This is a genomic window from Pseudomonas sp. IPO3774, assembly GCF_013386835.1.
GTDB lineage: Bacteria > Pseudomonadota > Gammaproteobacteria > Pseudomonadales > Pseudomonadaceae > Aquipseudomonas.
Genome location: NZ_JACAQY010000073.1, coordinates 19,205 through 39,072, shown reverse-complemented (window position 1 = coordinate 39,072; position 19,868 = coordinate 19,205). Strand labels below are relative to the sequence as shown.

At 62.6% G+C, this 19,868-nt stretch carries 15 protein-coding genes; 2 read left to right on the top strand and 13 right to left on the bottom strand.

What is annotated here, in order from left to right:
- The first annotated feature begins 12 nt into the window (after positions 1–12).
- The gene (locus HYE77_RS31760) at positions 13–633 is read left to right on the top strand and encodes a glutathione S-transferase (RefSeq protein WP_177070535.1); all 621 of its coding nucleotides are present in this window, start codon (positions 13–15) and stop codon (positions 631–633) included.
- 164 nt (positions 634–797) lie between these two features.
- Positions 798–1,379 (top strand): DUF4174 domain-containing protein, encoded by a 582-nt coding sequence (locus tag HYE77_RS31755; RefSeq protein ID WP_003208227.1) that lies wholly within the window; start codon positions 798–800, stop codon positions 1,377–1,379.
- Positions 1,380–1,492: 113 nt separating this feature from the next.
- Here the strand turns inward: HYE77_RS31755 and HYE77_RS31750 are convergent, their stop codons facing one another.
- The 13 genes from HYE77_RS31750 to HYE77_RS31690 all read right to left on the bottom strand — a co-directional run bounded on the left by HYE77_RS31750 (position 1,493) and on the right by HYE77_RS31690 (position 19,790).
- The gene (locus HYE77_RS31750) at positions 1,493–2,557 is read right to left on the bottom strand and encodes an acyltransferase family protein (protein ID WP_168197518.1); all 1,065 of its coding nucleotides are present in this window, start codon (positions 2,555–2,557) and stop codon (positions 1,493–1,495) included.
- A 15-nt stretch (positions 2,558–2,572) separates the two neighbouring features.
- Entirely contained in the window at positions 2,573–3,988 is a 1,416-nt protein-coding gene (gene murJ / locus HYE77_RS31745; RefSeq protein WP_087695333.1) for a murein biosynthesis integral membrane protein MurJ, read from the bottom strand.
- Between the two features lie 2 nt (positions 3,989–3,990).
- Complete coding sequence (locus HYE77_RS31740) at positions 3,991–5,418, bottom strand: O-antigen ligase (RefSeq protein WP_032899307.1); 1,428 nt, start codon at positions 5,416–5,418, stop codon at positions 3,991–3,993.
- A 2-nt stretch (positions 5,419–5,420) separates the two neighbouring features.
- Positions 5,421–6,524 (bottom strand): glycosyltransferase family 1 protein, encoded by a 1,104-nt coding sequence (locus HYE77_RS31735; protein ID WP_177070533.1) that lies wholly within the window; start codon positions 6,522–6,524, stop codon positions 5,421–5,423.
- Complete coding sequence (locus HYE77_RS31730) at positions 6,515–7,732, bottom strand: glycosyltransferase family 4 protein (protein ID WP_177067861.1); 1,218 nt, start codon at positions 7,730–7,732, stop codon at positions 6,515–6,517. Before HYE77_RS31730 ends, HYE77_RS31735 begins: the two co-directional genes overlap by 10 nt.
- Before the next feature lie 8 nt (positions 7,733–7,740).
- Positions 7,741–9,069, bottom strand: coding sequence for a cellulase family glycosylhydrolase (locus HYE77_RS31725; protein ID WP_008434562.1), 1,329 nt, complete (start codon positions 9,067–9,069; stop codon positions 7,741–7,743).
- Positions 9,059–10,249: a glycosyltransferase gene (locus tag HYE77_RS31720; protein ID WP_003208215.1), complete on the bottom strand. Its 1,191-nt coding sequence runs from the start codon at positions 10,247–10,249 to the stop codon at positions 9,059–9,061. The genes HYE77_RS31725 and HYE77_RS31720 overlap by 11 nt, the downstream gene beginning before the upstream one ends.
- Positions 10,249–12,240: an exopolysaccharide transport family protein gene (locus tag HYE77_RS31715; protein ID WP_003208213.1), complete on the bottom strand. Its 1,992-nt coding sequence runs from the start codon at positions 12,238–12,240 to the stop codon at positions 10,249–10,251. The genes HYE77_RS31720 and HYE77_RS31715 overlap by 1 nt, the downstream gene beginning before the upstream one ends.
- 14 nt (positions 12,241–12,254) lie before the next feature.
- On the bottom strand, positions 12,255–13,019 hold the full coding sequence (locus tag HYE77_RS31710; protein ID WP_177070531.1) for a polysaccharide biosynthesis/export family protein: 765 nt from the start codon (positions 13,017–13,019) through the stop codon (positions 12,255–12,257).
- A gap of 29 nt (positions 13,020–13,048) precedes the next feature.
- Complete coding sequence (locus tag HYE77_RS31705; protein WP_003208209.1) at positions 13,049–13,960, bottom strand: glycosyltransferase family 2 protein; 912 nt, start codon at positions 13,958–13,960, stop codon at positions 13,049–13,051.
- Positions 13,960–15,420: a mannose-1-phosphate guanylyltransferase/mannose-6-phosphate isomerase gene (locus tag HYE77_RS31700; protein WP_003208208.1), complete on the bottom strand. Its 1,461-nt coding sequence runs from the start codon at positions 15,418–15,420 to the stop codon at positions 13,960–13,962. Before HYE77_RS31700 ends, HYE77_RS31705 begins: the two co-directional genes overlap by 1 nt.
- The gene (locus HYE77_RS31695) at positions 15,420–16,859 is read right to left on the bottom strand and encodes an undecaprenyl-phosphate glucose phosphotransferase (RefSeq protein WP_003208206.1); all 1,440 of its coding nucleotides are present in this window, start codon (positions 16,857–16,859) and stop codon (positions 15,420–15,422) included. Before HYE77_RS31695 ends, HYE77_RS31700 begins: the two co-directional genes overlap by 1 nt.
- A gap of 444 nt (positions 16,860–17,303) precedes the next feature.
- Positions 17,304–19,790, bottom strand: a complete 2,487-nt coding sequence (locus tag HYE77_RS31690; RefSeq protein WP_177070529.1) for a TonB-dependent receptor — start codon at positions 19,788–19,790, stop codon at positions 17,304–17,306.
- Between the last annotated feature and the right edge of the window lie 78 nt (positions 19,791–19,868).

Here is a 19,868-nt window from a genome sequence, read left to right as displayed (position 1 = left end):
AGGCTTGGCACTGTGTACACCCTTTACGGAACCCAAGGCACCGGCTCGTGCATCATCGAAATTGCCCTGCAGCGTTGCGGTGTCGAGTGGTGCCAGGTCGACGCCTGCTCTTGGGAAGACCGCGTGGGCAACGAGGCGTTGGCGCGGATCAACCCGCTCAAGCAAATCCCCACCCTGCAACTGCCCAATGGCAGCGTGTTGACGGAAAGCGCGGCGATCCTGATTCACCTGGGCCTGCAGTTTCCCGCCTCAGGGCTGCTGCCCGAGGAGCCCGCCCAAGTCATTCGCGGCCTGGTGTACATCGCCGCCAACTGTTACTCGGCGATTGGCATCATCGACTATCCGGAACGCTGGACCGACAGCCCCGATGCGCAGCAGCATGAACAGTTGATCAGCGGCACCCGTCGCCGCCTGCATAGGGCCTGGGAGGTGTTTGCCGATCAATTTGCCGAGCTACTGTTCACCCCGGCGCAGGTTCCGAATGCACTGGCGATCATGGCTGCGGCGGTGTCGCGTTGGGCAGGCGGGCGGGACGCGCTGCAACAGTCGCGGCCTGAGTTTGCCCGGGTGCTGGCGCAGGTGGATGCCCACCCAAACGTAGCGCCGGTATTTGCCCGGCATTGGCCGTCGTGAGCATCCGCAATCAAAAGAAACAATGAGGCGTAAGGTGGCTAAACGCCTTGCGTCGCGGGCGTCCTGACCTACGCTTTCTGAAGTTGTCGTAGGAATCATCCTTGAATTTGACTGTCGCAGACATGAAACTCAAGAACCCTGCATGGAATTCAAAGGAGGTGTGCATGCTCATCCGGTCGCTGACCCTGGCTACCTTGATGGCTTTTACGGGGCCGCTGCTGGCCGCGGATGATCTCAATCCGCTCAAGCAGGACCTGGGCAAGTCACGCCCGTTGGTGGTGGTGGAGCTCGACTCCGGCAACCCGACGTTGGCCACCCTCAAGAAACAGCTGGACGAGCCTGCCAACAAGCAGTCCTTTGAAGAGCGCAACATGGTGCTGTACACCGTGTCCTTTGGCAGCATCGGCGCTGAAGGCGAGAAGTTCGCCAAGGACGCGAAGGACAACAAGAAGCTCGCACCGCCTGAAACCAACGCGCTGATCCGCGCACTCAAGCTGGGTGCCGGCAGTGGCACCAAAGTGATCCTGGTGGGCAAGGACGGCGAGAAAAAACTCGAGAAGACCGTGCCACCCGACACCCTCAGCCTGGCGGATTTCTTCAGCGCGATTGATCAGATGCCCCAGGCTGAAAAGGACCTTGCCGCGCCGGCCGAACCTGAGCCCGCTGCCCCTGCAGCAGGCAAGCCTGGAGCCAAGGCGGGCAAAAACACCAAGCATCCAGCGCCACAACCGGCACTGGATGATTGAGCGTTTTTCTGTAGGAGCTGGCTTGCCTGCGATAGCATCACCTCGGTAATTCAGGCACACCGCGGTGATGCCATCGCAGCCTCGCTAAAGCTCGACAGCTCCCACATCACGCCTCAAGCTCCAGGCTTTTCACCGGCCACCGCCGGTGCCTTGCGTATCGGGAAGGGGAAGTAGAAAAACCGCAGGAACGCTACCCGCTTGATCACTTCGCCGATCATCAACGGCACCACCACCGCCACCACCAGCCCGATGCTCGCCGACAGCAGCGGATGCAGCCCGAACCGTTCCATCAAGTCCACCGTCTTGTGTTGAATTTCCCCGTGGAAGATCAACAGAATCAACGTCGACTGCCCGATGTACGTCATCGCCCGCGTCAGCAGCCCCGAGACCATCATCACCCCGGCCAGGGCCCAGCATACATATACGCCGATCACCGCCAGCAAACTGGTCCACAGCCAGTGGTCGTAACGCCGCTGTGCCAGGTCCATGGTGTCCCAGCTGTAGATGAACACCACCGCAAACAACGCCATGGCGCCCAGTAGCGTCAGCAACGAACTCTGGTGGCGACGCAGCACGTCCCGCAGCAAGTAACCAAAGATAAAATAGGTACTGCTGATCAACGTCACATCAATGCTGAACGGCAGCCCCGGCATCGTCCAGGTCTGCCCGCCGACGGTCACCGGCACCTGCCAGAACCACGGCAGGGTCCAGATCCCGAGCATCAATTGCAGGGTGATCACCACGCAGCTCATGGCCAGCGACAAGCCCAGGCGCTGCATCAGCCGCAACATCACCCAGCCGAACAGAATCGCCACCCAGAAGTGCGGCAGGAACCACAGCGCCTGCCATGGAATGGTGTCCACCGAGGCATACAGCACGCCGCCGATGTCCGGCAGCAGTGCCTGGCCGCGCAGCAGGTCGCGGATCAGGATGTACACCAGCATGGTGAAGAAGAACGGCTTGAGCAGTGCATCGGCCTTGCGCACCGCCATCTCGACAAAGGGTTGTTCAGGCTTGAAGAACACCCCGGAGAGAAAGAAGAACAACGGCAGGATAAATACCGCCAGCAGCGGGTACAGCAAGTCCAGGGAACTGGCGACAAACCAGCTGTGCCCGAACACGATGATCAGGATGCCAATGCCCTTGGCAATATCCATTTGAATCCAGCGTTTTTTCACCTGACTGCTCCCACTCTATAAATCTGCCTTGCGCCACGGCCTGAGCCACAGGCCCATGCCCAGCAACACCACGGCCCCCGCCAGGGTGCTCAACCCCAGCTGAAGCCAAATACCTTGAACCCGAAACAACACCAACGCCGCCAAGCCCATCACCAGCCCACTCAGCAACCAGTGCCCCTTCCAGGGCAGGGCGCCGAGCAAGGCCTGGCGTTGCATCAGCAGCAACGCCGTGCACAGCACGCCGGCGAGGGCGGCCAGCGGGATACCCGCCAGGCCAAACACAAACGGCAGCACACCCAGCAGCAACACGTTCACCAGGCTGCCCAGCAACTCGCAACGCAGCGGCTGGCGGGTGTCGCCGGCGGCATAGGCATAACGCGCCAGCAGGGCGTTCCAGGCGCCGAACACCAGCGGCACGGCAAACCAGGCCAGCAGCAGCGGCAACGGCGAATCCACCGACTGCTTGGGCAGCAGCAACGCCACCAGGCTCGGCGCCGCCGCCACCAGGCCGACGCCTGCGGGCAGGGTCAGCAGGCTGGCGGTTTCCAGGCCGCGCTTGAGCAGGGCCAGGCGCTCGTCGCCCTGGCGCCGGCTCATCATGCCCAGCAGCACCTGGTTGAGGCTCATCAGGGCAATCAACGGCAAGTTCATCAGCTTGCGGGCCAGGTTGACCCAGGTCACCGCACCTTCACCCAGCAAGGACGCCACCAGCCGTTCAATCAGCGCCAAACCCTGGCTGGCACCGTTGCTTAAAAGCAGCGGGCCTATGCGTGCGCCCAGCTCGCGCAATTCCAATGTCGAAGCCCGCAGCCGCCACGGCCGCCAGCCCAGGCGCAGCATCGACGGCAACAGCGCCAGGGGCATCAGCAGGCTGCCGGTGAGGCAGGCCAACGCCAGCGAGTGCGGTTGCGTGGCGGTGCCGGCGAGGGCGAGGTAGGTCACCGGCGGCAGGTTGAACAACAACGAGCCGAGCCCCGCGACCACAAAGCGCTCGCTGGCCTGCAGCGGAATACTGAACAGCGCATGCAGCATCAGCCCCGGCACACTCCAGGCGAGAATCTGCAAGTTGCTGCTGGCGAGGCTGGTGGCCGTCGCCGCCAGCCCCGGGCCGAGCAGTTGCACCAGCCATGGCGCCAGCAACGTCAGCAGCAGGCTGGTCACCAGGGCGATCAGCAACAGCGCCGGGAACAACACCGCCAGCCAGTCCAGGCGCTCGCCGTCCTTGCGTTGCAGGTACAGCGGCAGGGCGGCGGCACTCAGCACACCGCCGGCCAGGGACATGCGTAACGCTTCGGGCAAGAACAGCGCGATCAGGAACGCATCGCTGCGCTCGCCCGCACCCCACGCCGCCACCAGCAACCACTCACGGGCAAACCCGAGGCACAACCCCAGCAAGGTTGCCAGGGTCAACCAGAACGCCGATCCGAGCATGCCTAGGGCCCGACGCTATTGAACACAGGCTTGCGATGCGCCACGGTCTTGACCTTTGGCAGACGCGCCGGAAACAGCCGCCGCGCCTCCAGCACGTTGATCCCCACCATCAGCCAGAACAGCGCAATCATCACCAGGGCGAAGCTGAAGTAGTGGTCGAAAAAGCCGCTGACCAGCGCCGACAGAATCCCCGCCGTGCTGCCCAGCCAGATCGCATTGTCCTTGGTCAGGCGGATCGGGCCGATTTCCGGACGGGACTCGCGCCACCAGCGCCAGGTCACTGCGATAAACAGCAGCATGCTGATCACCCCGGTCTTGTAGACGAAATTCAGCCACAGGTTGGAAATCCCCAGCAGGTGCGTACCCGGCACTGGAGGGTCAACCTTGAAGCCAATGCCCAGCGGGTAACTGGCCACGGCCTGGGGGAACATGCGGTATTCGTCAAAGCGCACTTCCGTACTCGCGTTCTGCGCCGAAAAGATCGTCGCCAGGCGTTCCTGCAGCGGTGGATACGACACTACCAGCGCCGCCGCCAACGCCACGCCGATCATCAGCAAACGCCCGGTGTACGGCACCCGCCGCGACGCCATCCAGATCAGCACCAGCGCCAGGCTGACCATCGCCCCCCGGCTACTGGCCAACAGCAGGGCCGCCGCACCCAGGCAGGCAACGCCCAGGCCGAGACCGCGTTTCCAGCCGGTGTTGGTGATGCCGTAGCAGAACGCCAATGGCAGCAGCAGCGCCATGATCCCGCCGGTGGCATTCGGGTGCATCCATGGCGAACCCATCCGCGAGGCCATGGCACCCAGGCCCAGGGACAGGGTGTCGAGGCTGCCGTAGTTCATCAGGGTCAGGATCGGCAACATGCCCGAGGCCGAGCGCGAGCGGATAAATACACCGATGGACATCACCAGCATCGCCAGTGTGCCCAGCAACAAGGCGATCACCAGGGCTTCGCGGTTCTTCTGTTCAACCAGCAGCTTGGCGGCGAGGAACAGCACCGACAGGTTCAGCAGCCAACGCAACCAGTTCGCCACGCCGCTGGCCTCGGCGGTAATGCTCACCTGGCCGACGATAAACGGCACCACTGTGAAGATCATCAGCCACATCAACATGCGGTCGGTAGGGCGCCGCGACAGCGGTGGGGCGGCCGGCAGGCGCGAGAGGAAACCGTGCCAGATCACCGCCGCCCAGGTCAGGGCGATCAGCGCCTCACTGACCGTACTGCGAATCCCCAGGTTGAGGGTGGAGTAGGGCATGAACGTCGCCACCAGGGCGAACAGCAGCAGCCCCCAGAACGGGAACCGCAGAATCGTCACGGCAGCGGCCAGGCCGATCACTGCCAGCACGGCCTTGACCGGGGAAAGAAACAGGATCAACCCACCAAACAGCAGGCCGAAGACGATGGCGACGAGGCTACCCAGTGAGATTCTCAATTCAATTCCTCGATCAGTTCGGCCAGGCGCCGACGGTAGGCCTGGTGGTTGAAGCGTTCGGCCCAGCTGCGTAACTGTTCAGGTGGTTGTTCGACGGGTTGGTCGGCCAGGTGCAGCATCAATTGCACCAGCGCCGCGCCGTCCGTGGGTGAAAACCGCGGTGCCAGCGGCGGGGTGATTTCGTCCAGCGAGGTACCGCTGGCCACCGCCACCGGAGTGCCGACGCTCAGGGCTTCGATTACCGGCAAGCCAAAGCCTTCCGCGTAGGAAGGCTGCCACAGGCGCAAGGCCTTGCGGTAGAGCCCGTGCAATTCAGCGTCGGATACGCCGCTCAAGGCGCGTATCCCCGGGTAGTTGCGTTGTGCTTCGGGCAAATGCTCCAGGCTGCCCACCAGCACCAGTTCCGGCACGCTCGGCGACTGGCTGCGCGCTTGCTGCCAGGCGTCCACCAGGAACGGCACGTTCTTGCGCAATTCCCGGGTACCCACCAGCAGCCAGTAGCGCTCGGGCAGTTGCCGGGCCGAGAGGTCCGCCGGCAGTCCGACAAAACCCACCACTTGGTTGGGCAACACGCGAATCTTGCCTGCCGCCTTGGGAAACAGCCGCGCGGTTTCGTCGGCACTGTACTGCGAAGGCGTCCACACCCGGTCTGCCGTGTGCACCGCATAGGTGATCGACAGCCGATCACTGGCCTTGTAGATCAGCGCCTTCAGGCGGTTGGCGTGATAGTTGTCCAGGGTGATCTGAAACAGGTCATGCAGCAGCACCACGGTGCGCAGGCCCGGGGGTTTGGGCGGCAGCGGCAGGCCCATATTGAAGGTGCTGATGTACACATCGATATGCTCATTGCGCAGCGCCTTGGGCAGGTAGCCCGCCTCGAAACGCAGGCGCTGGTGCGGCTGGTGCATGGCGGTCTTGGCGCAGCCCCAGTCCGGGCAATGCACGTTCAGGCGCAGCTCATCCCCCAGCGGCGCGACGCTGAAGCGTTCGAGCTCGATGCCGGGCAGGGTGCGCAGGGCATCTTCCAGGGCGTACACCTGGCGACTGATGCCTGATTGCGGCGAGGTGCCGACGGTGCGGTAATCGAGGCCTATGCGCATGCCGGCTCCTTTTGGCTCTGGGGCGACAGTTGCGCGTACACCTGCTCCAGCTGGCTGGCGGCGACGCTCCAGTCATGGGCACGGCGCACATAGGCGCGACCGGCTTCGCCCATGGGAGCAGCGACTTCAGGCTGTTGCAGCAGGCGCACCACGGCGTCGGCCAGGCTTTCAGCGGTCTGGCCGCCGAGGTAATCCAGGCCTTCCACCAGGTCCAGGCCGGACACGCCCTGGTCGGTACTCGCCAGCGGCAGGCCGGCGGCCAGGGCTTCAAGCACCTTGAGCTTGGAGCCGCCGCCATGGCGCAACGGCGCCAGAAACACCGAGCAACTCGATTGCAGGGCCAGCAGGTTGGGGACAAAGCCCTGCCATTCGATGCGTCCGTCCTTCCAGCGTTCGCGCCAGCTTTCCGGCATGCCGAAACCGCAGACGCTCATGCGTGCGTCGGGGCAGCGGGCCCACACTTTCGGCAGGATCTCATCCAGTGCCCACTCGATGGCATCGACGTTGGGCGCGTATTCGTAGTTGCCCAGAAACAGCACGCGGCGGGTCGTCGGGTCGGGTCGGGCAGCAGCGAAGTGCGCGCAATCCACCCCGTTGACCACCACCGGTACCGGCTTGCCGGCAATCTGCGCCAGGGTCTGGGCGTCGGCGTCGGTCACGGCGACCACTTGCGCGGCCTGGCGCATCACCCGGTGTTCCCAGCGGCCGTAGCGCCATTGATCGTAGCGTATGAACGGCAACGCCCAGCCGGGCAGGCGGTCGTAAGTCGCGGCGCCGAGGGACGATTCGACATTGTGCTCGGTCAGCACAAACGGCTGGGAGCGACGGGCCAATGCAGCTTCGTAAGGCTGGAAGGTGTAGGTATGTTCGATCTGCACCACGTCCCAATGCTCGGTCAGCAAGCGCTCGAAGGTGTCCTGCAGTTCACCCGACAGGCCATTCACACTGGCCAGCAACGGGTACGGCGCAAACAGCCCGGCCAGCAGGGTCTTCAGGCTGCGCAGCGGGCGGCGGGGGAGGATGATCACCTGTTCCAGAAAGGCTTCCAGCACCTGGCGATCCGTCAGCGATACCGCATGTTTGTCATGCAGCAGCAAGGTGATCCGGTGCCCGCGCGCAGCCAGGCTGCGCAGCAAATGAAACTGGCGCGTCTTGCCGCCGCTGGTAGCGGGCCAAGGCGAGTAGGGCAGGATCCAGAGGATGCGCATGGGTGGCTTCAATCCCATAACAGAATTTGCAGGTTCGGCTTGACCGGTACGTCCAGTCCATTGGTGCCACTCAAGGGTGTTTCGGTGCCGCGCAACGGGTCATACAAGGTGGCGGTGGTCATGCCCGGCAAGTGCGCGCTGCCGCCACGGGCCGACCAGAAAAACCACACCTTGCGCCCGTCGGCACGGGACCAGCCGATGCTGAACAGGCCATCGGGCAACTGATCGGCGGTGGGTGGGTCGCCGGGGGTCAATTTGGGCCCGCTCACCTGCAGGAAATTCTGCAGCGCGGTGTACGACGGCTTGGGGTTGGCGTCGATGTCGAGCAAGCCATAACTCTGGTCGCGCACGCTGGCGCGCTGGTCCAGGTCGCTCAGGGTGAACAGGAAGATCTTGTCGAAATCCAGCGCGCTCATCAGCGCGACGCGGCGCACGATGTAGTCGGCCTGGCCCTGGGTGGTGATGAAGTCCTGCACCTCTTTCGGGCCTTTGTAGGTCGACCAGCCCCACTCGGTGCTCCACAGGGTATTCACCCCGGCCGCCCGCAGTTTCTGGTTGAGGGCGCTGGTTTTTTCGACAAAGTCGAGGTTCGACGGCGTGTTGCCTTCGGGCAATTGGGTGTAGGGGTGATAGGACATGATGGTATTCAGGCTCGGCACGCCCAGTTGCAGCAGCCCGTCGAGCATGTTCTGGCCGTTGGGCATTTCGCTGAAGAATGCCATGCCGGCGGCCACCACCGGTTTGTTCGGGTTCACCACCCGCAACGCGGCGGCGGTGACTTGCAACAGGTTCGCATAGCCGGCCGGGTCGGCGGCGGGGCGCCAGAACCCCAGCAGGTTCGGTTCGTTCCACACCTGCCACGCGTCCACGCTGGGGTAACGCTGTTCCAGCAATGCCATGCGGTTGGCGAAGATATTCGGGTCCTTGGGCGGGAACTGGTCCTGGTACGGCGAGGAGGCGGGCGCGGTGGTGGCGAACTTCGCCGAGCCCACCAGGTAGAACACCGACTTGATCTGGTTCTGCTGCAGCTTGTTCACCAGTTCGTCGAGGGTCGCGACGTTGTACTGGTTCTCGGCGGTTTCCAGCTGGTCCCAGTGCAGGTCCAGGCGCACCCACTCCAGGCCCAGGGCCTTGAGGCGGTCGATCTGCTTCTGATAACGCTCGGGGCTGAACCACAGGAACTGCGCGTTCACCCCCAGGAAGTCCTTCCACACGACCTCTTTGCTGCCCTTGAGCACATGGCTCTCGGCATCGGCCGGGCGGCCCCAGAGAAAGGCGGTCAAACCCAGCGCAGCGACGACTGCGAGGGTAGCGAGGTAAGTCCGTTTACGCGCCATGGTTGCCTCCTGCAACGGTTTGCTCAAACAGGCTCGCGAACTTCTGCGCGGTCACTGGCCACAACCGTTCGCGGCCTATGGCGGCGGCGCGTGCGGCCCAGTCCGTGGCCATGTGCGGGTTGCGTGCGAGCCGCAGCAGTTGTTCGCTCAAGGCGGCTACATCGCCTTGTGGATAGATGGCGCCATTGCCGCTGGCGACTTCCTCGGCAAACGCCCTGGCATCGGAGGTGATCGCGCCGCGCCCGCAGGCGGCAGCCCAGGACAATGCGCCGCTGGTGCCGCGCTGGCGGCCCAGCAGGCCGAGCTTTTTCGATTCGCGATACGGCAGCACCATCACATGGTGCGCCTGGATCGTCTGCGGGATCTCGCTGGCCGGCAAATTCAGCCGCCAGTCGATGGAGCCTGCCAGGCCGAGTTCGGCAATCTGGCTGTTCAACTGCTCCAGGTAATTGCCGCCTGTGCCAAACGCCATTTCGGCGGCAGTGCCACCGGCCAGGGTCAGGCGCACACGGTCACGCAATTCGGGGGCTTTTTCGAAGGCGGCGGCCAGGGCCTGCAACAGATCTTCGATGCCTTTGCCACGGTAGATAAAACCGAAATACAACAGGTGCAGCGTATCCAGCGGCGGCAAGGCCACCGGCGGGATATCCAGGTTGGCGTGGTTGATCACCGCCACCTTGCCGGCGGGCAATTGCATGCGCGCCGTCAGGCAGTCGGCGCCCAGGCGGGTGAGGGTCACCAGCCGGGTCAGGCCCTGGGCGACGTGACGTTCTTCGCGCAGGGTCAAGGGATCGGCCAGCACCACTGCCGCCTGGGGCAATGGGCTGGGCAAGGATTCCAGCAGGTTCAGCGGAAAGGGCAATTGTTCGCGCCGCCAGACCATGCGTTCCGGGTCATGCACCGTGGCGGTCAACGGCAGGGCGGGGTAGGCCTTGCGCAATTCGCGCAGGGCCAGGAACTCCCCCAGCCGCCCGCCGCCCAGCTCGGCGTGGACCAGGTCAACACCCTGCCAGTCGAAACCGGCAATGGCTTGCTTGATCGCTGCCGTGCTGCCGACCACGCCCGTCAAGGGCGTAGCCACCTCGACGCCCAGTTGCTCCAGTGCCGTCTTGAAGTGGTTCGCGTAGTCGGCGATCCCGTTCTTTTCCGGCGGCAGGGGAGCGAGCAGGGCGATGCGCATCAGAACGAACCCCGGTATTTGGCGATGGTTTTCAGCACCTTGACCGGTACCTCGAACTTGCGGCGGTTGATGATAATGCCATCGACCTTGCCGAACGCCGTGGTGAGGATCGACAGTGCGTGTTCCACCACCGGTACCGTGCTTTTTTGCGCTTCCACTACCAGCGCAATCAGGTCGGCACGGCGCAGGTTGATGAACGCATCACGATTGTCCAGCAGCGCCGAAGCATCCAGCAGTACCACCTGGCCCGGAATCGCCGGCTCAACCCCGCCGATCCGCACCCGCACGCCGTTCTCTTCCAGCAACTGGCGCAACTGCTCGACGATAAAGCTCACGCCTTCACCGTGCCGTGCCGAGGTCAGCCCCAGGGTCAGGCCCTGTTCGGCAATACGCTCCAGCGGCAGCAACCCATACAGGCGATAGATGCTCGCGTTGAAGGCGTTGGTGCTTTGCGCGGTGCTGGTGTCCAGCTCCGGCAGCGTGGTCCACAGTGGCAGGCCGAATTTGCCTTCCACCAGGCCGCCGTCGTGGATCCGTTGATCCAGCAGGTAGCACAGGTAGATCACCAGCAGGCCGACCACGATGGAGAACGGGATCGCCAGCAGCAGCATCAGCAGGGTTTTCGGGAAGACGCGCCCAGGGTTCAGGGTAGCTTCTTCGATCACCGCGATGTTACTGATCTGGCTCTTGTCCAGTTCACGGTCGATCCGCGATTTTTCCAGGCTGTCGACATACAGCGCGTAGTTTTTCTCGGTGCCGTTCAACTCACGGGCCAGGCGCGCCAGTTCCGGCTCGATGGCCAGGGCGTCCTTGCGCTGGGCTTCCAGTTCAGTCAGTTGCTTCTGCTGTTGCACCAACTGTGTACGCAGCGACTGGTTGCGGCTGGTCTCATCCAGCAGTACCCGTTGCAGGTGGATTTCCAGGGTGTTCGGCGCGCGGTTCTCGGAGCTTTGCACCGTGTCGCTTTCACCGGCGACCTGGGCCTGCATGGCACGGATCGAAGCGTCCAGGGCTTTGACCGGCGGCGCGTTATCCGTATAGGTACGCATCATGTCGGCTTTTTCCAGGAGCTTCTGGTTCAGCAGGCGACGCAAGTCTTGTTGCTGCGGGTTCAACGCGATCTGGCGAACCGTGGTTACCTCTTTGGGCTGCCCCTTGAGTTGGTCACGGGTGCTCTGCAACGCCACGTCGGAGGAAGCGATCAGCCGAGTGGAGTTGAACACCTCGCCACGCAGCACGTTGATCCGCTCGGACAAGTCTTCCAGGCGATCGGTGATGCTCGAGGCGCCGATGTCGTTCAAGTGCGCGAGGATCTGCTCCTTGTAGCTCTTGATCTGCGCAGCGCTGGAAGACACCTGGCCTTCATAGAACGCATACAGGCTCTTGCGGCCCAACGCCTGGGTGCGCTCGTCGATGTAGGTCTCGACCCAATCCTTGACCACCGCCTGGGCGATTTGCGGGTCATCCCAGCGGAAGCTGATGTCCATCACCGTAGAGCCGATGGCGTGGGTCACTTCGAAGTTTTTCTCCAGGCTTTTCGCCAGGCGTTCCACCGGGGTGGTTTCTTCGACGATGCCAACGGTTTCCAGTACCACTCGCACACCGTCAAATACGGCACTGATGCCTTTCTTGACGTACCACTTGGTGCGCTTCCACACGCCTTCCGGCGGCTGCATCTTGTCCATCACGTCGAGGTAATGCTCGGCCACTGCACGCACGATAGGGCGGCCGGTCAGCAGGCGCTCTTCGTCGACAATCGGGTCGCGCTGGGTGCTCGGCATGACGATTGGCTGACGGTTGTCGACCTCGATCGGCATCGTCGAGTCACGGCCTGGTTTTACCAGCAATCGCGCGGTGGATTCATACTTGGCCGGCAGCAGGAACGCCCCCAGCAAAATGATCACCAGCGCGGCAATCGCCGCCAGTTTGAACTCGTGCTTGAAGATGAAGAACAGACGCAGAAGATCACGAAAAGAACGGATCTCGATCATGGGATGTCGCTCCTTTAGTGGTTCGTGGTGTAGCTGTAGCCCACACCAATGGATTTGGTGAAGGGAATCAGCTGGTTCAGGTAAGTGTCCACGCCTTGGATCCGTTCGCCGACGTTGGACTTGGGTACAAACACCACGTCACCGCGTTGCAGCGCCACGGGCTTGCGGCCCATTGCGCCGTTCTTCAGGTACTGGCTGAAATCGAGGAAGTAGGCGTGGTAGACGCCTTGGCCATCTTCACGCAGCAGAGCGACCATGCTCGCGTTGCCCACCGAGCTCACGCCGCCGGCACCGAGAATCGCCTGCTCCATGGTCGGGGCCGTGGCGATGGAGATAGCCGACGGGTTTAATACCGCGCCGCCGACGATCACCGTGTTGCCCGGCGCCTGGTTGATGTTCACCGTCACCCGAGGCTCGCGATACACCGGTGCGAGTTTCTGGCTCAGCTCGGCGGCGACTTCCGCCGGCGTGCGCCGCGCCACCTGGATCGGCCCCAGGAAGGGATAGTTGATCTTGCCGTCGTTCTGCACGGTGTACAGCGTCAGCTCGTAAATCGTGCTGACGTTGAACGCCGACAGGGTTGGCATTTCCCCGGCATCGCGGACAATCCGCAACTGGTCGCCGATGCGGATCCGCTCCACCGCCGGTGGCAGTTGGGCCATGCGATCGAGGGCCTGCTTGCCCTCGTCCACCGTCTTGCCATCGGGCGCGACGATCCGCGCGGGCGTATTGCAGGCGGCCAATGCCATCATGGCCAGGACGAGCAAGGTTCGTTTCATCAAAGGGGTCTTCCTGTAGGTCATGATGCTCACCTCCAATAACCGGGGAACATGCTGATGCGCCGCTTGAGGGCGAGGGGGAGCTGGCGCTCCAGATGGCCCAGCCGGTAGCCGAGCAATTTGAACGCGCTGCGCACCAGTACTTCGGGTACGCGGTGCAATGCACCGGCTTCGCGTAACGCTCGAAGCTCGGCCAGTACATAGCGTTTACCTTCACCGCCGGCATCGCCAAAAGCCTGGCGGATCCACGGCTCGCGGCCGTAGAAAACGCCAATGTCGAAGTAGCGGTGAAACTCATCCATGAGACGGTAATCGTGGGAGTGATAGACCAGGGCGGTGGCGGCGTAGCGCACCTTGTAGCCTTCCAGCAGCATGCGGGCGGCGACGTAGGCGTCCTCGCTGCCGATCACATCCGCGGGGAAGCCACCGACGGCTTGCAGGGCGCTGCGCCGGTACACCGAAAACGAATCCGAGCTGAAGCAGGTCTTGATCCCCAGCTCCGGCGCATCCGCCAGGCTTTTGCTGCGGCTTTGCGGCGGGTAATTGAAGTGGCGTGACTGGGCGCCCAGCACGCCGGCATCCGGGTGCGGCAACTGGCGGCCGTAAGCGACGCCGTTGAGCGGGTCCAGTTCCAGTTCGCCCACCAGGTTGGCGAACGTCTCGGGTTCGGCGGGGATCGCGTCCTGGGTCATCACGATCAGCGCGTCGCCGTCGACTTGCTCGCTGGCCCAGCGGCGGGTGCCGCCATGGTTGAAGTCCTTGGCATCGATCACTTCGACCCGTACGCCGAACTCGCGAAAACGCGCCACGGTGTCATCGCTGGAAGCGCTGTCGACCACCAGGGTTTCGTCCGGTTGCAGGGTTTGCATGCGCAGCGCCGGCAGCAGCCGGTCGAGGTGGCTGGAAGCGTTGCGGGTCGGGATGATCAGGGCGGTACGCATCACTTCTTCACTTCGGCCGGAGCCCGGCCGTAGATGTCGTCAAAACGCACAATGTCGTCTTCGCCCAGGTACTCGCCGCTCTGCACCTCGATCATCACCAGGTCGATGATGCCGGGGTTGGTCAGGCGGTGCTTGTGCCCGGCCGGAATGTAGGTGGACTCGTTGGCGTTGATCAGGAATTCACGGTCGCCGTTGGTAATCATCGCCGCGCCGCTGACTACCACCCAGTGCTCGCTGCGGTGATGGTGCATTTGCAGGGACAGCGAGGCCTGGGGCTTGACCACGATGCGCTTGATCTTGAAGCGGCTGCTTTCTTCCAGCACGGTGTAGGTGCCCCACGGCCGGGTGACGGTGCGGTGCAGGCTGAATGCCGGATGGTCCTGGCGCTTGAGCTCGGCGACGATGTAGCGCACGTCCTGGCTGCGCTTGGCGTCGGCAATCAGGATCGCATCCGGGGTGTCGACGACGATCAGGTCGCGCACGCCCACTGCGCCCAACACGCGCTTGGGCGAGTCGATGTAGCAGTTGTGCACGTCATGCAGGATCGCCTGGCCATTGACCTGGTTGCCGTTGGCGTCGCTGGGGGTGAGTTGGCGCACCGCGTCCCAGGAACCGATATCACTCCAGCCGATGTCGCAGGGCACCACCGCCACTTGCGCGGATTTTTCCATCAGCGCCACGTCGATCGAGATGTCGGGCGCCGCGCCGAAACCTTCAGCGTTCAGCTCGCGCTGACGGCAACTGTTGTTGTTCAGGCTGTGGCCGTGCTCGAGGGCGGCCTTGGCGGCGTCCAGCACGGCGGGGGCGTGCAGCGCCAGTTCCTCCAGCAATGTACCGGCCTTGAAGCAGAACATCCCGGCATTCCACAGGTGCTTGCCGCCGTCCAGGTAGCCCTGGGCGGTGGCCAGGTCGGGCTTCTCGACGAAGCGCTTGACCCGGAACCCCTGGCCCAGCGCCTCGCCTTGTTCGATATAGCCGAAGCCGGTTTCCGGGTGGTCGGGCTGGATGCCGAAGGTCACAAGGTAGCCGGCTTCCGCCAGTTCGCGGGCCTGGGTGACGGCATCGGCGAAGGCGCTTTCATCAAGAATCAGATGGTCGGCGGGCAGGATCAGCAACTGCGCCTCGCTGCCGAAGTTTTCCTGTACATGCAGGGCGGCCACGGCGATGGCGGCGGCGGTGTTGCGCCCGAACGGCTCCAGCAACAGGTCAAGGGCCAGATGGGCCTTGTTGACCACGCGGTAGTCATCGAGGGTGCGAAACAGCAGGTCGCGGTTGGTCACCGTCAGCACGCTTTCTACGCCCGGCAGGTGACTGGCCCGCAGGAACGTCTTCTGCAGCAGGCTCTGGTCATCACGCATGCGCATGAAAGGCTTGGGCATGTTCTGCCGCGACACCGGCCACAGCCGGGTGCCCGAACCACCGGAAATGATGCAGGGAATCAAGCCGTTGAGGGTGTTCATCAATAGACTTCCTTGGTCGAAAGGACGGCCGGGACCGTCATGAAAACGATGTACAAGTCGAACCACACCGACCACTTCGAGATGTACTCCAGGTCGTACTCAACGCGTTTCTGGATTTTGAACAGGGTGTCGGTTTCACCACGATAGCCGTTGATTTGCGCCCAGCCAGTGATGCCCGGTTTTACCCGGTGGCGCGAGCTGTACTCGCTCACGGCAACTTCGTAGGGCACGCCGGCGGCCTTGGTCGCGGTGGCATGCGGGCGCGGGCCGACCATCGACATGTTGCCCAGCAGCACGTTGAACAGCTGCGGCAGCTCATCGATGCTGGTCTTGCGAATGATCCGGCCCACGCGGGTGATGCGCGGGTCGCCGCGGGTGGTCTGGCGGTCGGCGTTGAAGTCGCTCATCTCGGCGTACATCGAGCGGAACTTGAACACCCGGATCACGTTGTCGTTGTAGCCAAACCGGTTCTGGCGAAACAGCACCGGGCCCTTGGAGTCGAGCTTGATGGCAATCGCCGTGATCAGCATGATCGGCGACAGTGCCACCAGGCCCAGGGTTGCCAGGATCAGGTCTTCACAGCGCTTGATAAACGGCGACCAGCCCCGCAGCGGCACGTGGGAGGTGTTGAACATCAGGATGCCGCCGACATCGGTGATGCGGCTGTGGCCATAGCGCAGGGCCGCCATGTCGGGCACCAGCATGACGTTGACCGACATCTGCCGCAGGCGCTTCACCAGCCCGTTGATCCGCTGTTCGGCGGCCCAGGGCAGGGTAATCATCACCTGGTTGACCTGCTCGGAGCGGATCAGCTTTTCCAGGTCGCGCGTGTTGCCCAGCAGCGGCAGGTTGCTCAGTTCCTTGGGGATGCGCTCGGTGCGGTCGTCGATAAAACCGATCAGTCCGGAACGGATATCGCCGTTGCGCTGCAAGTGGTCGGCCACGTGCACGGCGGTGTCGGTGAAGCCGAGGATCACCGTGCGTTGCAGGTATTTGCCGCTGGCCATCAGGTTGCGGAACAGGCGCAGCATCACGATCCGCTCCAGCCCGAACAACGCAAGGCTGGTGATAAACCAGAACGCCAGGTTGCGCGGGCTCAACTGCGGGAACATCAGCAGAATCTGGTACATGAACAGCAGGATGCAAAAGGCCGCGGACCAGGCCACCAGCATGGTGCGAAACCGCAGGCGATTGCTGAACAGCTCCTCGGAGTAAACCCCCATGGCCTGGAACAGAATGATCGTCAGGATCGCGAAAAACAGCAGCAAGCCGAGAAAGTGCGCGCGCAGTTCGGGGGCCATCGGGTCAGGATAAAACAGCAGGATCAGTGCTGGAAAAACGGCGGTGAGGCCGTGCATCAATTTTACGAAAACAACAAAGAACTCAATGAAACCGGCCCGGGTCAAAAACAGGCTGTCGACTGACGACTTCTCGCGCATAAAAACATCCCTCATTGCACACCAGGGCTTCCTTGTTCGGCTGCTCATCCATAAAGGCAGGGCTTGCTTTATAAGTGGCGCCAGACGAACGGTTACTTCGCTGGGTAATACGCAATTACCTATCTATCTGCAGGGAATTTGCGGGGTAATGGCTAAATGATGGTTCCCTTTTCGTTGCTCGTCAAGGTTTTGACTTTTTTATAAGACCTTCGGTCTAGACACGTCAGGTGCTCTTCCGCGTGACAGTTTGTTGACTGTCTTGGTCGGATTTCCGGGTTTTCCCGGAACAAAATGCTGGCGTTTTGGAGTGTAGGAACAAATTTGGGAAATTTCCTGCGGCTGAGGAAAACCTTTTTTTGACGGAGGTCGGATGCGGGGCTTTTCGGGGACAAGCGACGAGTGGTGAGGACGTGAGTCCGTCACCACATTGAGGCGGTACTAACCTTAAAAATTGCCTTTCAAACTGACGGTAAAGTTGCGCGGTTCGCCGTAGAAATTACCCCAGTCGGCCGTACCCACCGTCTGATAGTAATTTTTGTCGAAGAGATTGTTACCGTTCAGCGCCACCGTCCATGTGTCATCAACCCGGTACGCCAACCGCGCATTCCATACCGCATAACCGGCTTGTTCCAGTTTGATGCCTTGAATTCGGTAGTTGCTGCTCTGGGCGTTGACGCCGGTGCCGACGCTCCATTTCGACAGTGTGCCGTCCAACTGATAATCGCCCCACAAGCGCAGCATGTGTCGCGGCACGTAGCTGTTTGCAACCGCGCCAATGGCGGCGCTGTTGATGTTGTTGAGGTTCTTGGTCTGGGTGTAGGTATAGCCGCCCGCCACTTGCAAGCGTTCCAGCAACTCGCCACTCAACTCGGCTTCGACACCCTGTGCGCGAACCTTGCCATTGTCGGTGTAGCAATAGCCGTCTGCCGAGGTACCGCACTGGGTGGTGTAGTCGGTTTCGGCGGCGTTTTTCTCGATAGCGCGGAACAATGCCAGCGAGCTGTTGAGGCGCCCCTCAAACCATTCTCCCTTGATGCCCAGTTCGTAGTTTTCGCCGATTTTGGGCTTGAGGGCGGCGCCGGTCACCGTGGCGTTGGAGCTTTGTGGCTGGAAGATATCGGCGTAGCTGGCGTACACCGAAAGGTTGTCGTCGAGGTCATAGATCACCGCGGCGAACGGCGTGACTTCACCGGTTTCCTTGGTGCGTGCATCCTGCAGGGCCCATTCGCCCCAGGCGAGGTTATTCGACTGGCGGCGGTTTTCGAACCAACTGACGCGACTGCCGAGCACCACCATCAATGGCTCGGCCAGCCTCAGGCGCAAAGTGGCGTAGGTACCGTACTGGGTGGCGGTTTCCTTGACGGTGCCGCCCCGGTACATGTTGGGCCAGAAGGTATCGTTGGCGGGCTGCGGGAAGTGGTGGTTGGGCAGGAAGATACTTTGCCGGTCGGGCAGGCTCCGGATCGCGTAGACATCGTCCTGGGTGCCACGGCTGCCATTGGCGCCGATGATGAGTTCATGCTGCAAACCGAACGCTTCGAACTTACCGTCCAGGTAGGCATCCAGTCCGAAATCCCGGTGGTCGTAGTCAAACAGCGCGGCGTACATCTCGGCGGTTGGCGCCGGATCACCGTACTTCACGGTGCCTTGGCTGGCGGCGTATTTGATGTCTTGCAGGTTGCGGCTGTTCACCGCCGTGACCTTGAGTTGCCAGTCGTCGTTGAAGTGGTGGGTGAGGTCGGCAAACAGCGTAGTGCGTTGGCTCTGCCAGTCGTTCCAGGCCTGGCCCAGGCAGGTGGATCGGCTCAGGCCGATGCTCTTGCCGTCGCTGTAGCGCGGCACACCGCCCCAGCAGGGCGTTGCATCGACATCTTCGTAGCTGGCACCGATGCCCAGGGTGGTGTCGGGCGAGAGGTCAACATCCAGTGCGAGGTAAACAGCTTGGTCCTGGCGCTTGGAGACGTCCATGTACGAGCCACGATTCTGTTGGCTGACCACGGCGCGCCCGCGTACGGTGCCGCTGTCATTGAGCGGGCCGCCGGTATCGACGTCGGCGCGGTAGTTGTCCCAGGTGCCGGCAGACAGCGACAGGCTGGTGGTGGGTTTGTCTTGTGGCCGCTTGCGCACGAAGTTCACCGCACCACTGGCGGTGCCGGCGCCCTTGAGCATGCCGGCCGCGCCCTTGAGCACTTCCACCCGGTCATAGATCGCCATGTTGGCGGTGAAGCTGTCGGCCTGTACGTAGTCTTTGCCGATGTCCAACGGCACACCGTCGAACTGGTATTGGCCGAGCATCTTGAAACCACGGGAATAGAAATACTTGCCACCCATAGGTGAGTCGTAGGTGGTGATACCCGGGGTGTGTTCCAGTAATTGATCGATGGTGGTGATGTTCTGGTCGTCGATCAGCTTGCGGGTCATGACGCTGACCGATTGCGGTGTTTCCCGCAGGCTGTGGGCGCCCTTGCCGATGGTCACCGCGCCGGTGGTGTAGGAACCGCTGCCGTCAGTGGTGACGCCGAGGTGTTCGCCGGTCACGGTGGTGGCGCTCAGGTTCAGCGCGCCGGTGTCCGCGACTTGCGGCAACAGCAGCCAGGTGTTGTTGCTCTGGCGTTGGGCTTGCAAACCCTGGCCCTGGATCAATTGGCTCAAGGCCTGTTGGCTGTCCAGTGCGCCGTTGAGGCCGGGGCTGGTCTTGCCGGCGACGCTGGTGGCGTCATAGGACAGGCTGATACTCGCCTGGCGCGCAAACTGGTCGAGCACGGTGGCCAATGGGCCGGGTGCAATGTTCCAGTCACGGGCCTGGGTGTCGCTGACAGGCGTTTGCGCCATGACCGCCAGGGGCAGGGCGCTGCCGTTCAGGCAGGCACCGAGCAGGGCGGCGTGCACCGCATGCTTGAGGGGAGAACGCTTGGAGGGGAACGCTTGCATGACCGCGGAATGCTCCTGAAGGAAGTGGACAGAATCGGCCTGTTGATCGGCCTTTCCTTACAGGTCGAGCGAAGATGA

Excerpts from the sequence above, each read along its gene's own strand:
- HYE77_RS31755 (WP_003208227.1), top strand. The coding sequence starts at position 798 with ATGCTCATCCGGTCGCTGACCCTGGCTACCTTGATGGCTTTTACGGGG.
- murJ (WP_087695333.1), bottom strand. The coding sequence starts at position 3,988 with ATGCTCGGATCGGCGTTCTGGTTGACCCTGGCAACCTTGCTGGGGTTG.
- HYE77_RS31735 (WP_177070533.1), bottom strand. The coding sequence starts at position 6,524 with ATGCGCATAGGCCTCGATTACCGCACCGTCGGCACCTCGCCGCAATCA.
- HYE77_RS31730 (WP_177067861.1), bottom strand. The coding sequence starts at position 7,732 with ATGCGCATCCTCTGGATCCTGCCCTACTCGCCTTGGCCCGCTACCAGC.
- HYE77_RS31725 (WP_008434562.1), bottom strand. The coding sequence starts at position 9,069 with ATGGCGCGTAAACGGACTTACCTCGCTACCCTCGCAGTCGTCGCTGCG.
- HYE77_RS31720 (WP_003208215.1), bottom strand. The coding sequence starts at position 10,249 with ATGCGCATCGCCCTGCTCGCTCCCCTGCCGCCGGAAAAGAACGGGATC.
- HYE77_RS31715 (WP_003208213.1), bottom strand. The coding sequence starts at position 12,240 with ATGATCGAGATCCGTTCTTTTCGTGATCTTCTGCGTCTGTTCTTCATC.
- HYE77_RS31710 (WP_177070531.1), bottom strand. The coding sequence starts at position 13,019 with ATGAAACGAACCTTGCTCGTCCTGGCCATGATGGCATTGGCCGCCTGC.
- HYE77_RS31705 (WP_003208209.1), bottom strand. The coding sequence starts at position 13,960 with ATGCGTACCGCCCTGATCATCCCGACCCGCAACGCTTCCAGCCACCTC.
- HYE77_RS31700 (WP_003208208.1), bottom strand. The coding sequence starts at position 15,420 with ATGAACACCCTCAACGGCTTGATTCCCTGCATCATTTCCGGTGGTTCG.
- HYE77_RS31695 (WP_003208206.1), bottom strand. The coding sequence starts at position 16,859 with ATGCGCGAGAAGTCGTCAGTCGACAGCCTGTTTTTGACCCGGGCCGGT.
- HYE77_RS31690 (WP_177070529.1), bottom strand. The coding sequence starts at position 19,790 with ATGCAAGCGTTCCCCTCCAAGCGTTCTCCCCTCAAGCATGCGGTGCAC.